This is a genomic window from Rhodoferax sp. P1_F3 (genome assembly GCF_056405715.1).
The window spans coordinates 378,243-391,650 of sequence record NZ_JBFUBO010000001.1 but is presented as its reverse complement, the minus strand read 5'-3'; the positions used below and the strand labels follow the sequence as shown (position 1 = coordinate 391,650).

Annotated in this window: 12 protein-coding genes; 10 read left to right on the top strand and 2 right to left on the bottom strand. The window is 58.9% G+C overall.

The features are described 5' to 3' along the window. Positions 1-44: 44 nt before the first annotated feature. The 9 genes from AC1DZ5_RS01935 (at position 45) to pcaF (ending at position 10,174) form a co-directional block, all read left to right on the top strand. A complete protein-coding gene (locus tag AC1DZ5_RS01935; protein WP_477885778.1) occupies positions 45-1,025 on the top strand; it encodes a helix-turn-helix transcriptional regulator in 981 nt (326 codons plus the stop codon). A 108-nt stretch (positions 1,026-1,133) separates the two neighbouring features. After that, a complete protein-coding gene (gene boxC / locus AC1DZ5_RS01930) occupies positions 1,134-2,798 on the top strand; it encodes a 2,3-epoxybenzoyl-CoA dihydrolase (protein WP_477885490.1) in 1,665 nt (554 codons plus the stop codon). Between the two features lie 26 nt (positions 2,799-2,824). Then, positions 2,825-4,252, top strand: coding sequence for a benzoyl-CoA 2,3-epoxidase subunit BoxB (gene boxB, locus AC1DZ5_RS01925; RefSeq protein ID WP_477885488.1), 1,428 nt, complete (start codon positions 2,825-2,827; stop codon positions 4,250-4,252). Between the two features lie 218 nt (positions 4,253-4,470). Continuing rightward, positions 4,471-5,754, top strand: a complete 1,284-nt coding sequence (gene boxA, locus AC1DZ5_RS01920; protein WP_477885486.1) for a benzoyl-CoA 2,3-epoxidase subunit BoxA — start codon at positions 4,471-4,473, stop codon at positions 5,752-5,754. Further along, entirely contained in the window at positions 5,754-6,548 is a 795-nt protein-coding gene (locus tag AC1DZ5_RS01915; RefSeq protein ID WP_477885484.1) for an enoyl-CoA hydratase-related protein, read from the top strand. Before boxA ends, AC1DZ5_RS01915 begins: the two co-directional genes overlap by 1 nt. Beyond that, positions 6,545-8,089 carry a 3-hydroxyacyl-CoA dehydrogenase gene (locus AC1DZ5_RS01910; protein WP_477885482.1) on the top strand — a complete coding sequence of 515 codons (1,545 nt, stop codon included), beginning with the start codon at positions 6,545-6,547 and terminating at the stop codon, positions 8,087-8,089. Before AC1DZ5_RS01915 ends, AC1DZ5_RS01910 begins: the two co-directional genes overlap by 4 nt. Before the next feature lie 3 nt (positions 8,090-8,092). Then, positions 8,093-8,542, top strand: a complete 450-nt coding sequence (locus AC1DZ5_RS01905) for a MaoC family dehydratase (protein ID WP_477885480.1) — start codon at positions 8,093-8,095, stop codon at positions 8,540-8,542. An 82-nt stretch (positions 8,543-8,624) separates the two neighbouring features. After that, complete coding sequence (locus AC1DZ5_RS01900; RefSeq protein ID WP_477885478.1) at positions 8,625-8,954, top strand: enoyl-CoA hydratase-related protein; 330 nt, start codon at positions 8,625-8,627, stop codon at positions 8,952-8,954. An 8-nt stretch (positions 8,955-8,962) separates the two neighbouring features. Beyond that, a complete protein-coding gene (pcaF, locus tag AC1DZ5_RS01895) occupies positions 8,963-10,174 on the top strand; it encodes a 3-oxoadipyl-CoA thiolase (protein WP_477885476.1) in 1,212 nt (403 codons plus the stop codon). A 149-nt stretch (positions 10,175-10,323) separates the two neighbouring features. Here pcaF and AC1DZ5_RS01890 read toward each other — a convergent pair whose 3' ends face one another. Beyond that, complete coding sequence (locus AC1DZ5_RS01890; RefSeq protein ID WP_477885474.1) at positions 10,324-10,884, bottom strand: DUF4148 domain-containing protein; 561 nt, start codon at positions 10,882-10,884, stop codon at positions 10,324-10,326. A 201-nt stretch (positions 10,885-11,085) separates the two neighbouring features. Here AC1DZ5_RS01890 and AC1DZ5_RS01885 point away from each other — a divergent pair, with 201 nt between their 5' ends. After that, a complete protein-coding gene (locus tag AC1DZ5_RS01885) occupies positions 11,086-12,018 on the top strand; it encodes a LysR family transcriptional regulator (RefSeq protein WP_310345120.1) in 933 nt (310 codons plus the stop codon). On the opposite strand, the gene AC1DZ5_RS01880 is transcribed toward AC1DZ5_RS01885, so the two are convergent. Beyond that, positions 12,015-13,403, bottom strand: a complete 1,389-nt coding sequence (locus AC1DZ5_RS01880) for a GspE/PulE family protein (RefSeq protein WP_477885471.1) — start codon at positions 13,401-13,403, stop codon at positions 12,015-12,017. The genes AC1DZ5_RS01885 and AC1DZ5_RS01880 overlap by 4 nt on opposite strands. Between the last annotated feature and the right edge of the window lie 5 nt (positions 13,404-13,408).

Sequence of the window (13,408 nt, the reverse complement as noted above, 5' to 3'; positions counted from 1 at the left end):
ATGAATTATTGTGCACACCGAAACGATAAAGCTCTCCTCTTGGGCTGTCAAGCACTATATTGCATGTATGCGGGTTTACACCGAGTCTCACTATGACGAATGAAGCAGGCCTGTCTTTGGACGCCCCTTTGATAGACAGCAGCCAGATTCCGGCGCTGGCAAAGAACCCCTTTTTGGCGGCACTAGGCGAACGCGTGCGCTCCCTGCGTTCGCGCCGCGGCATGACGCGCAAAGCCGTCGCCTTGGCGGCCGATGTGTCCGAGAGGCACTTGGCAAATTTGGAATATGGCGAGGGAAATGCCTCGATCCTGGTGCTGCTTCAAGTTGCTGGCGCCTTGCAATGCACTTTATTTGAGCTGCTGGGTGACATCACCACCTCCAATCCCGAGTGGCTACTGATCCGCGAGCTACTACAGCATGCCGACGAGGCTCACCTGCGCCTTGCACGCATTGCTATTGGCGAAGCCCTAGGCACCGGTGGCGGCACGCCGCATGCCAATCCCAGGGTAGCGCTGGTGGGTTTGCGCGGTGCAGGTAAATCGTCGCTGGGGCAGATGCTGGCGGACGACCTGGGTTTCCCGTTTGTGGAGCTAAGCCGCGAAATCGAGAAATTTGCCGGCTGCAGCGTCAATGAAATTCAGAACCTATATGGCATGAATGCCTACCGCCGCTACGAGCGCCGCGCTCTCGAGGAGGCCATTCAGATTTACCCTGAGGCAGTGATCGCAACGCCCGGCGGACTGGTGTCAGACCCGGCTACTTTCAACCAGTTGCTTTCACATTGCACAACAGTTTGGTTGCAGGCAGACCCGGAAGACCATATGAGCCGGGTGTTGGCACAAGGGGATACGCGTCCAATGGCCAACAACAAAGAGGCCATGGAAGACCTAAAAAGTATTCTGGCCGGACGCGCCGCTTTTTATAGCAAGTCACAGTTGAAACTCGATACCAGTGCCCAGTCACTGGAAGCTACTTTCCAAGATCTGCGTCGCATGGTGCGCGAGCTACTGCAGCTGCCCGCCTGATTTTCCAAAAGATGCACAAAAGTGCTTGACCTCGTCTCTTTATGTGCACTATTATTCACATCAAGAGGGCGACAGCAGCAACTATTTGCATTTTTTGGAGACAATCAGATGACTACCGCTACCCCACCGCGCGTCGAATACCAAACGCACCCCAGCCAGTACCGCCACGTCAAGCTGGCCTTCAACGGTCCAGTGGCCACCCTGTCCATCGACATTGACGAGAACGCCGGCCTGCGAGAGGGCTACAAACTCAAGCTCAACAGCTACGACCTCGGGGTGGACATCGAGCTGAATGATGCGCTGGGGCGCATTCGCTTTGAACATCCCGAAGTGCGTACCGTGGTTATCACCAGCGCCAAGGAAAAGGTGTTTTGCTCCGGCGCCAACATCTTCATGCTTGGCGTTTCCAGCCACGCCTGGAAGGTGAACTTCTGCAAGTTCACCAATGAAACCCGCAACGGGCTGGAAGATACCTCCAAACACAGCGGCCTGAAATTCTTGGCTGCAGTCAATGGCGCCTGCGCTGGCGGCGGCTACGAATTGGCTCTGGCCTGTGATGAAATTCTGCTGGTGGACGATCGCTCTAGTGCGGTCAGCCTGCCTGAAGTGCCATTGTTGGGTGTGCTGCCAGGTACAGGCGGCCTGACTCGCGTTACCGACAAGCGCCGCGTACGCCACGATTTGGCTGACATTTTTTGCACCAGCGTTGAAGGTGTACGTGGCCAGAAGGCCAAGGACTGGCGCCTGGTTGACGACATTGCCAAACCCGCGGCATTTGCCGCCAGGGTGCAGGAACGCGCCCTGGCGCTGGCAGGGCAAAGCGACCGCCCTGCAGATGGCAAGGGCATCACGCTCAACCCGCTGCGCCGTACGGTGGAAGCCGACGCTCTGCATTACCAATATGTAAGCGTGGAAATCGACCGCGCAAAGCGCACCGCCATTTACACGGTCAAGAGCCCCACCGGCGTCCAGCCCACCGACATTGCAGGCATAGAAGCCGCTGGCGATCAGTGGTATCCGTTGGCCATGGCCCGCGAGCTGGAAGACGCAATTCTGCAAATGCGCACCAATGAATTGGACATCGGTATCTGGCTGATGAAGACCATGGGAGATTCGGCCGCAGTTCTGGCCTCTGACGCCACGCTGGTTGCCCATCAAACTCATTGGCTTGTGCGCGAAACAATCGGCCTTCTGCGTCGTACCCTGGCACGTCTGGATGTATCTTCGCGCAGCCTGTTCGCACTGATCGAGCCAGGCTCCTGCTTTGCCGGCACCCTGCTGGAACTGGCCCTGACTTGCGATCGCAGCTATATGCTGATCTTGCCTGATGACGAAGCCGCTACACCCAAGATAACTGTGTCGGACACCAACTTTGGAATGTTCCCCATGGTCACGGAGCAGAGCCGTCTGCAACGCCGTTTCTACAGTGAAGCACCCGCCCTGAATGCTGTGCGTGCGCAGGCCGGAAAAGCCCTGGACGCTGATGCGGCCTTTGCACTTGGCCTAGTTACGTCAAATCCTGACGACATCGACTGGACCGACGAGGTGCGCATTGCCATCGAAGAGCGCGTCTCGATGTCGCCTGACGCACTCACTGGCCTGGAAGCCAACTTGCGCTTCAACGGCCCCGAGAACATGTTCACTCGCGTCTTCGGCCGCCTGACCGCTTGGCAGAACTGGATTTTCCAGCGCCCCAACGCTGTCGGTGAAAAGGGCGCGTTGAAGGTATACGGCAAGGGCAACAAAGCAGTGTTCGACTGGAACCGCGTTTAAACAAGCAATTAACCGAGGAATTAAACATGAGCAGCATGAATTACAGCGACAAGATTCCGAACAATGTCAACCTGAGTGAAGACCGTACCCTGCAGCGTGCACTCGAACAGTGGCAGCCAAATTTTCTCAGCTGGTGGGATGACATGGGTCCCGAAGGCAGCACAGACTCGGACGTGTACTTGCGCACCGCCATCAGCGTGGACCCGCAGGGCTGGGCACAGTTCGGCCACGTGAAGATGCGTGACTACCGGTGGGGAGTGTTCCTGAATCCGGCCGAGCAAGATCGCAAGATCCATTTTGGAGACCACAAGGGCGAAGCCGCTTGGCAAGACGTGCCTGGCGAGTACCGCGCAAATTTGCGTCGCATCATCGTGACCCAGGGCGACACTGAGCCAGCATCGGTTGAACAACAGCGGCACCTGGGAATGACAGCACCCAGCATGTACGATCTGCGTAACCTCTACCAGATCAATGTGGAAGAGGGTCGCCATCTGTGGGCCATGGTCTACCTGCTGCACAAGCATTTTGGTCGCGATGGCCGCGAAGAGGGTGAAGCCCTCCTAGCGCGCCGTTCAGGCCAAGAGGACAACCCCCGCATTCTTCAAGCCTTCAACGAGCAGACGCCGGATTGGTTGGCCTTCTTCATGTTCACCTATTTCACCGACCGCGATGGCAAGTTCCAGCTGTGTGCCTTGGCTGAAAGCAGCTTCGATCCACTGGCACGCACTACCAAGTTCATGCTCACCGAAGAAGCCCACCATATGTTTGTGGGCGAGTCTGGAATCAGCCGCGTTATTAGTCGCACTTGTGCGGCCATGAACGAGCTCAAGACGGATGATGTAAGCAAGCTGCGTGCAGCCGGAGTTATCGACCTGCTCACACTTCAGCGCTACCTGAACTTCCATTTCAGCGTGACCATCGACCTTTTTGGGGCCGACGAGTCCAGCAATGCAGCCACTTTCTACAACACCGGCCTCAAGGGTCGTTATGAAGAAGGCAAGCGCAACGATGACCATATGCTCAAGGGCCAGACTTACAAGGTACTGCAAGTGCAAAACGGCCAGTTGGTGGAGCGTGATGTGCCCATGCTCAACGCCCTGAACGAGGTGCTGCGTGATGACTACATCAAGGACTCTATCGGTGGTGTAGAGCGCTGGAACAAGGTAATTGAAAAGGCCGGCATCCCTTTCCGCCTGAAGGTGCCGCACAAGGCTTTTCACCGCAACATCGGTGCACTCTCAGGCGCGAAAGTGTCGCCGGACGGCCGCGTGTTGAGCGAAGCTGAATGGAAGGCGAACGTAGACAACTGGCTGCCGTCTGGAGCAGATCGCGCCTTTGTCGCAAGCCTGATGGGGCGAGTGGTTGAAACCGGCAAGTTCGCCAACTGGATTGCTCCCCCGGTCATGGGCATCAATCGTCAGCCTGTGGACTTTGAATACGTTCGATTTAACTGATCGGTTGAAGGGCTGAACGTGTGCCTGGTATTTTCTGAGCACACGGGGGAAAGGGGGCATGCTGTTCATGCCCCCGTCCTAAGCTTCAGGACTCCTCCGTTTCGCCGCACTGTCAAGCATCCAGCCTATCTGCTGCGAACGGGACTTCTCGCTAGCCACGTAACAAGAAAAAAACAGAATACTCAAAAAGGCGATACCTCTAAGAGGGAGTCAAAACCATGCAAGAAGCCGTCATCCAGCAACACCTGATAGACCCAGAGATCTGCATCCGCTGCAATACCTGTGAAGCCATCTGCCCGGTGGGTGCAATCACCCATGACTCGCGTAACTACGTCGTCAAGGCGGATGTCTGCAATCTTTGCATGGCCTGCATCTCGCCTTGCCCGACCGGTTCTATCGACAACTGGCGCACCATGCCCAGAGCGCTCGCCTACTCAATAGATGATCAGCTTCTTTGGGATCAACTGCCTGCTGAGCTTAGCGCCGAACAACTGGCCTCTGCGGGTGTAGCGGAAACAGCGGTCGCTGAATCGCGGCAGGAAAAACCTGTGACACCAATCGACCCCACCGGGCTGCAGACATTCAATTCTGCAGCCTATGGAGCCATCGTTCCACCCTGGTCTGCAGCACATGCCTATACCAATCTCTATGGCCCCAAGGCCACGGAAAAAACAATTACCGCCAAGGTTGTCGGGAATGTGCGCGTCACAGAACTAGGCACTACTGCAGGCGCAGACTACGACACGCACCACATCGTGCTGGACTTTGGCGACATGCCTTTCCCCGTGTTGGAAGGTCAGAGCATTGCTGTACTGCCACCTGGTCTGGACGAAAACGGCCGCGCCCACCATGCGCGCCAGTATTCAATTGCAAGTCCGCGCAATGGTGAACGCCCAGGCTACAACAATCTGTCGCTAACCATCAAGCGTGTGCTCGAAGACCATAGTGGCAAGCCCGTACGTGGCGTCGCTTCCAACTACATGTGCGACCTCAAAATTGGTGACAACGTGCAGGTCATCGGTCCGTTTGGTAGCAGCTTCTTGATGCCCAATCACCCTCGCTCCAACATAGTGATGATTTGCACCGGAACCGGTAGTGCACCCATGCGCGCCATGACCGAGTGGCGCAGGCGTCTGCGCGCTTCCGGAAAATTTGAAGGCGGAAAACTGATGCTTTTTTTCGGTGCACGCACCAAGGAGGAGTTGCCATATTTCGGCCCGTTGCAAAACCTGCCCAAGGATTTCATTGACCTGCATTTCGCCTTCTCGCGTACTCCCGGAAATCCGAAGCACTATGTTCAGGATCTGATGCGAGAACGCGCAGCCGATCTGGCGCCACTTCTGGCCGATGGCAACACTTACTTCTATGTTTGCGGGCTCAAGAGCATGGAAGAAGGTGTTGTGCGCGCCCTGCACGACATTGCCAAGGCGGCAGGTCTGAATTGGGATGCTGTCGGCAGCGCACTGAAACGTGAAGGCCGGTTGCATCTGGAAACTTACTGATGGCTACTTATCAAACCTTGATGGTGAGTCAACGCACCTCGGGCGTAGTGCAAATCACTATGTCGCGTCCGGCGGTATTCAATGCGTTTGATGAGCTGATGATCGGCGAACTCGACGCCGCCTTTGCCGCGCTCTGTAAAAATGCGGGCGTGCGCATCATCGTGTTGGCCGGCGAGGGAAAGCACTTCAGTGCCGGCGCTGATTTGCAATGGATGCAGCGCGCTGCACAAGCGAGCATCGAATGGAATCTGCAGGATGCGCGGCACTTTGCCGGTATGCTGCATCGCATTGCAAATAGCCCCAAACCGGTGGTAGCACGCATACAAGGTGCAGCACTCGGCGGCGGTATCGGTTTGGCCTGCGCATGCGATATCGCCATTGCGGCGGACAATGCCAGCTTCTCGGTAAGCGAAGCCAAGTTCGGAATCCTGCCTGCCGTCATTGGCCCCTATGTCATCAACGCTGTGGGCAAGCGCCAGGCGCAGCGCCTAGCACTCACGACCACTCGCATTGATGCAACTGAAGCCCTGACTATTGGAATAGTCCAACAGGTCGTGGCATTGGATGCACTCGATGCCGCTGTGGATGCAACGTTGAAAGAGTTGCTGGCCAGCAGCCCCAATGCACAGCGCGAAATCAAAGCGTTGTTTTCGCAACTGGAAGTCGGTCCAATAAGTCCCGAGGTCCGCGAACTCACGGCCCAAACTATCAGCCGCGTGCGTGGTACCGACGAGGCACGCGAAGGCTTTGCCGCTTTCTTGGAAAAGCGTCCGCCCAGCTGGATTCCGCAGTGAACGATTTGAATACCGCAACAGTGTTGGTTGTGGGCGCCGGCATCATGGGTGCCGGCATAGCCCAGGTCGCCGCTCAAGCAGGCCACAGTGTCCTGCTGTTTGACATGCGCGAAGGCGCGGCGACCGAGGCAAAAGACAAGCTTACGGTCAGTCTGGACGCGCTGGTAACAAAGGGCAAGCTATCAGCCGATGCCTCGGCTCAAACCTTGTCACGCATCAGAGCGATTAAGACTTTGCAGGAAGCCGCAGCGGCCGGACTGGTGGTGGAAGCGATTGTCGAAAAACTGGATGCCAAGCGCGGCTTGTTCCGCGACCTGGAACCTATTGTGAGTTCCGACTGCATTTTGACCACTAACACCTCAAGCATATCGGTCACCGCTATTGCCAACGGTTTGCAGCATCCGGGTCGCCTGGTGGGTATGCATTTCTTCAACCCGGTGCCGCTGATGAAGCTTGTGGAGGTGGTGTCTGGATTGCAAACCGATGACAACGTTGCAAACGCCATATTTGCGCTATCCGAGCGCTGGGGCAAGGTTGCGGTGCATGCGCGTTCCACGCCGGGTTTTATCGTCAACCGTATTGCCAGGCCTTATTACGCAGAGACTCTAGCCCTGTTGCAGGAGCAAGCCTGCACACCGGTAGTGCTGGACGCGTGTCTTCGCGCTGCCGGGTTTCGCATGGGGCCGTGCGAACTGATGGACCTGATAGGCCACGACACCAATTTTTCAGTAACCCAGTCGGTGTATGAAGCCAACTTCTTTGACAAGCGCTATCAGCCATCGATGGTGCAGCGCGAGATGGTCGATGGCGGCCTCTTGGGCCGCAAATCGGGCCAGGGCTTCTACAGCTACGCGAGCAATGCTGTCAAACCGACCATCACACCCCATACAGCGGCAGCCCTACCGCACGCCAAGGACGTTTGCCTGCACGGCAAAGGTGCGCTGGCTGACACTTTGCAGGCGGCATTGGCCAAGGCCATCACCGACTATAAAGACGCTAATAGTCTGACACTGTCGGCCCTGCGTCGCGAACCAGATAGCGACTGGGTCGGCCTGACAATCGACGGTGCACAGTTGCGCCTGACCGATGGCCGCTGCGCTTCGCAGTTGGGCAAAGATATCTGTGTGTTCGACTTGCCCGTGCAGGTCTCGGGTAGTCAGACCGGTTCAGACAAGGCTGCATTGGCCTGGGCCCCTTCCACGCGCGCCTCGGCCGTTTGGGTGGCACTGGCCGAGCAGTGGCTAGTGGCCCTGGGGTTTATCCCGCAGCGTGTCGCGGATACGCCAGGTCTGGTCGTAGCACGTACCCTTGCCATGCTTATTAACGAGGGGGCAGATGCGGTCTACCAAGGCGTTTGCAGCGCCGCAGCGGCGGATGCGGCAATGAAACTTGGGGTGAACTACCCCGCCGGTCCGTTTGAATGGCTGGATCTTTGGGGCGCTGCACCAGTATGCGCGCTGCTTGATGCGCTAGATGCGCACTACCGAGGTGAGCGCTATCGCGTCAGCCCGGGCCTGCGTCAGCGTCTGTGGGAGCAGTAGACCATGCGCTTTTCCCAATTTGCGCCTGGCATGGTGATCACGGCCGGGCCCTATGCGGTAAAAGAGGCCGAAGTCCTGCAGTTTGCCAAGGCCTATGACCCGCAGTGGTTCCATACCGACGCCGAGGCGGCGACAACCGGCCGCTTTGGCGGCCTGATTGCCAGTGGCTGGCACACTTGCAGCATTGCCATGCGCCTAATCGCCGACGAGGCACTGCACGGCTCTGAATCGTTTGCCTCTCCCGGCCTGGCCTACGTCAAGTGGCCACATCCTGTGCGCCCTGGTGACGCGCTACACATGCGGGCCACTGTGTTGGAAGCCCGTGCATCACGCAGCCAGACGGGCCTGGGCATCCTGCGCTGGCGCTGGCAACTGTTCAACGCGCATGCAGTCGAGGTACTCGACCTAGAAGCCACCAGCTTGTTTGACCTCAACCAATCTCCCAATAGCTGAAGCACCATGCAGCCGACAAGTACAAAAGAGGAACATACGGTATGACACGCCGACTGGAGTTGGCAACGCGGCACTTGCCAGCGTGTGGCGCCAACTTGCGGCCGAGCCTGACGTGCGTTGTATCCTGGTTCGTAGCGTGGGGCGAGGTTTTTGTGCCGGGGGCACGCCGGAAGTGCTTCAGGGCATGCTCAATAATGAAGCGGATCGTATGCGCGTGATGCGCGAGGAACGCGAGGAGCGCGATATTGTGCAAGGCATGATGGATTGCGATCTCCCCATTGTGTCTGCCATCAACGGCGCCGCAGTGGGTGCCGGCGCCCGGCCAAGTTCGCGTCCAAGTAAAGCGATCACTTTGCGATACCCAACCGCGACGCAAGTGGCCCCTTTCGATTTCCTCACACTTTTGAATTGACTGTCTCCATGCAAAATCGTCCCTCAGCCTTCATATGCGATGCCATTCGTACACCATTTGGTCGCTATGGCGGTGCACTCTCCTCCGTACGAACTGATGACTTGGGAGCGATCCCGATCCGTGCGCTTATGCAACGCAACGCTTCGGTAGACTGGGGAGCCTTGAGCGACGTGATTTATGGTTGTGCCAACCAGGCTGGCGAAGACAACCGAAATGTGGCTCGCATGAGCGCTCTGCTGGCCGGTCTACCGCTGGAAGTTTCAGGCTGCACGGTGAACCGCCTTTGTGGTTCGGGCCTGGATGCGTTGGGTACTGCGGCGCGCGCCATCAAGGCCGGTGAAGCGACACTGATGATCGCCGGCGGCGTGGAGAGCATGAGCCGCGCACCCTTTGTCATGCCAAAAGCGGAGAGTGCATTCAGCCGCAGCAACGCTGTGTACGACACCACAATCGGATGGCGTTTTATTAATAAGTTGATGAAGGCGCAATACGGTGTCGATAGCATGCCTGAAACAGCCGAGAACGTGGCCACTGATTACCAAATCGAGCGTGAAGCGCAGGACCGCATGGCCCTGTCCAGCCAGATGAAGGCAGTTGCCGCACAGCAGTCCGGCCATTTCGCACGGGAAATTGTGGGTGTGCAAATTGCACAGAAAAAGGGAGATCCTGATTTCTTTGATGCAGACGAGCACCCGCGCGCTACCACCCTGGAAGCCTTAGCCAAACTCAAACCCATCGTGCGTCCCGACGGCACCATTACGGCCGGCAATGCCAGTGGCGTCAACGACGGTGCCTGCGCCCTGTTGCTGGCTGATGAGGCTACGGCGCTCAAGAATGGTCTGAATCCCAGGGCTCGCGTGGTTGGCATGGCCACTGCCGGTGTGGCACCACGTATCATGGGCATTGGCCCCGCTCCAGCTACTCTAAAAGTTCTGGCGCAGACTGGCCTGACGCTGGCTGACATGGACGTAATCGAACTCAACGAAGCCTTTGCAGCGCAGGGCTTGGCCGTGTTGCGCATGCTGGGACTATCTGACGAAGACGAGCGTGTGAATGCCTGGGGCGGTGCAATTGCTTTGGGTCACCCACTGGGCGCCTCGGGAGCGCGACTGGCCACTACGGCCATTAACCGCCTGCATGCTTTTGGAGGCCGCTATGCGCTCTGCACCATGTGTATTGGCGTGGGGCAGGGAATCGCACTGGTGCTGGAGCGAATTTGACGGTTCACTGGAGTGAACTCATCCTGCCGACCACGTCCGCATTGGACAAGGCCGATGCGACGTTCATCGTGAACTGACCATTTCAAGCAACGCCAAAAAAAAGCCCTCGGAGCGCTTCCGCTCCGAGGGCCTTTGCATATGCGCAACGCTTAGTTGGTGCGTGTTACGGGGTAGAGGTTGGGGAACACTTCGTTGAGCTTGCGACCGGCACCGGACGCAAATTCGTCGACGCCAACATCCTTGCTGGCGAGGATGTCACCGGTGCGCTGGGCTTCGGCCAGCTCGGCGCGCACTTGCTCGCGGGTCTTGCCAGCCACTGCGGGTTTTGCGGGGTATGCGGCTGGGTTCAACTCATTGAGCTTGCGGCCTGTGCTGGGTGTGAATTCGTCAAATCCCACGTCCTTGCGGGCAGCAATATCACCGGTGCGTTGGGCTTCTGCCAATTCAGCGCGCACTTGTTCGCGGGTCTTGCCAGCCACTGCGGGTTTTGCGGGGTATGCGGCTGGGTTCAACTCATTGAGCTTGCGGCCCGTGCTGGGTGTGAATTCGTCAAATCCCACGTCCTTGCTGGCTGCGATATCACCGGTGCGCTGGGCTTCTGCCAATTCAGCGCGCACTTGTTCGCGGGTCTTGCCAGTGTCGGCGGCTTGGGCGTGGCCAGTAACCAATGCGGCGACGGCCAGGGCGATGGATGCGGTTGCGTATTTCATGATTCAAATCCTTCTCTAGATGATTGATTCCGTTTGCAGAACACAGCGTCCTGTAAACGGTATCGAGGGGGCGTTTCAGGTTCGTCTCATCGATGGGTTGGACTTTAGAGAAAGCTGCGCATTTAAAAAATACCTCGTCAAGCAGTGGTGCATTACGTACTTTGAAATAATCCAGACCTTGATTTGAGAAGAAAGAACTCCATGGATCGATTGACGTCAATGCGGGTATTCCAGAAGGTGATTGACGAAGGTGGTTTTGCTGCAGCGGCGCGCGCCTTGGACATGTCCTCGGCCGGTGTGACGCGGCAGATTGCCGACCTGGAGGACTACCTGGGCACACGCCTGCTGCACCGTACGACGCGCCGCGTGTCCCTGAGTCCGGCGGGGGAAACCTACCTGGGCCGGGTGCGCTCCATCCTGCAGGACATTGACGAGGCCCACGATGTGGCCAGCTCGCAGACCCATGAGCTCGCGGGCGAGCTGCGCCTGCTCTCGCCGCCCGCGCTGGCGTCGCACGTGATCGGCCCCATCATCGCCGGCTTCACGGCGCGCTATCCCGGGATTTCCTTGCACATGGACGTGGAGTCCTACACCACCCCGCCCGTGGAGGACTACGACATCACCATGCTGCCGACCGATGGCACCTACGACGGCAATGTGATTGCACGCAGGGTCTCCACAACCCAGGCTATTTTGGTGGCCTCTCCGGCCTACCTCCAACGTATGGGTACGCCCGCCACGCCTGACGAATTGATCCGGCACGACGTGCTGCGCCTGAAAGCACCCCACACCAGTTTCGACCAATGGCGGCTCTTGAATGCCGACGCCGGTGACGAAGCCGCCCACTTTGCAGTCAAACCCAAGCTGTGGGTGAACCACAGCGACACACTGGTTCGCGCTGCAGTGGACGGGGCGGGTATTACCTCCGCAGCAGTCACCCTGGTGGCGCCTTTGTTAACCGACGGTACCTTGGTGCGCGTGTTGTCGCCCTGGATCGCCGGGCACCTGGCGCTTTACGCGGCTTTCCCCAGTCGCAAGTTCATGCCAGAGCGCACGCGCGTGTTTTTGGAATACCTGACAGCGCAAAGCCGCGCCCGCGCGGATGCCGTGTTGAAGGCCTGCACTCGCTGCTAGTCCCGCACCACTCGGACCAGTTCTTCGCGGCTGGTCAGGCCGCTGCGCACCAGGCGTTCGCCGTCGTCGCGCAGCGCCACCATGCCATCAGCCAGGCCGGCCGTGCGGATCTCGGCTTCGGACGCGTTGTGGTGCACCAGCTCGGCAATCGCATCGGTCACGCGCAGCAGCTCGAACACGCCGGTGCGCCCGGTGTAGCCGGTGTGGGCACAAGCCTCGCAGCCTGGGCCGCCGCAGCGCGTGCACAGTTTGCGCACCAGGCGCTGGGCCAGCACGCCGCGCAGCGACGAGCTCAGCAAAAACGGCTCCACGCCCATATCGATGAGCCGTGTCACCGCACTGGCCGCATCGTTGGTGTGCAGCGTGGCCAGCACCAGGTGGCCGGTCAGCGAGGCCTGGATGGCGATTTGCGCGGTCTCAAAGTCGCGGATCTCGCCGATCATGATCACATCCGGGTCCTGGCGCAGGATAGCGCGCAGCGCCTTGGCAAAGGTGAGGTCGATCTTGGTGTTGACCTGGGTCTGGCCCACGCCGGGCAGTTCGTACTCGATGGGGTCTTCCACCGTCATGATGTTTTGCCGCGCCGCGTCCAGCTTCGATAACGAGGCGTACAGCGTGGTGGTCTTGCCCGAGCCCGTGGGCCCGGTGACGAGGATGATGCCGTGCGGCTGGGCAATCAGGCCCTCAAAGCGCTGCAGCACCGAGCCTTGCATGCCCACCGATTCCAGGCTGCGTTGGTCCTGGCTCTTGTCCAAGAGGCGCAGTACCGCGCGCTCGCCATGCGCACTGGGCAGGGTACTCACGCGCACGTCCACCGCGCGCGTGCCGATGCGCAGGCTGATGCGCCCGTCCTGTGGCAGACGCTTTTCGGAAATGTCCAGGTCGGCCATGATTTTCAGGCGGGAGATGAGCGCTGCATGCAGCGCGCGGTGCGCCTGCACCACCTCGCGCAGCGTGCCGTCCACGCGAAAGCGCACGCTGCTGTGGCGCTCATAGGGCTCGATGTGGATGTCGCTCGCGCCATCGCGCGCAGCCTGCGTCAGCAGCGCATTGAGCATGCGAATGATGGGTGCGTCGTCAGCCGTCTCCAGCAGGTCTTCTACCGCGGGCAGCTCCTGCATCATGCGGCTGAAATCGGCCTCGCCCTGCACCTCGCTCATCACCGTGGCCGCGCTCGATTCGCCCTGCGCATAGGCCACGCTGATGCGCTGCGTCAGCGTGGCCGCATCCTGCGTCTGCACGCTATGCACCGCGTACTTGCGCAGCGTCTCCCCCACGGCCGATGGCGGCGTGGCCGCATGCACCCACAGGGTTAGCGTGTTGTCGGCTTCCTCCAGCAGCAACTGCTGGGTGCGGGCAAAGGCGTAGGGGAGGGGGTAGCGCATGGGGG

Coding starts and splice junctions, on each gene's coding strand:
- boxC (WP_477885490.1), top strand. CDS start 1,134: ATGACTACCGCTACCCCACCGCGCGTCGAATACCAAACGCACCCCAGC.
- boxA (WP_477885486.1), top strand. CDS start 4,471: ATGCAAGAAGCCGTCATCCAGCAACACCTGATAGACCCAGAGATCTGC.
- pcaF (WP_477885476.1), top strand. CDS start 8,963: ATGCAAAATCGTCCCTCAGCCTTCATATGCGATGCCATTCGTACACCA.
- AC1DZ5_RS01880 (WP_477885471.1), bottom strand. CDS start 13,403: ATGCGCTACCCCCTCCCCTACGCCTTTGCCCGCACCCAGCAGTTGCTG.
- AC1DZ5_RS01915 (WP_477885484.1), top strand. CDS start 5,754: ATGGCTACTTATCAAACCTTGATGGTGAGTCAACGCACCTCGGGCGTA.
- boxB (WP_477885488.1), top strand. CDS start 2,825: ATGAGCAGCATGAATTACAGCGACAAGATTCCGAACAATGTCAACCTG.
- AC1DZ5_RS01885 (WP_310345120.1), top strand. CDS start 11,086: ATGGATCGATTGACGTCAATGCGGGTATTCCAGAAGGTGATTGACGAA.
- AC1DZ5_RS01905 (WP_477885480.1), top strand. CDS start 8,093: ATGCGCTTTTCCCAATTTGCGCCTGGCATGGTGATCACGGCCGGGCCC.
- AC1DZ5_RS01890 (WP_477885474.1), bottom strand. CDS start 10,884: ATGAAATACGCAACCGCATCCATCGCCCTGGCCGTCGCCGCATTGGTT.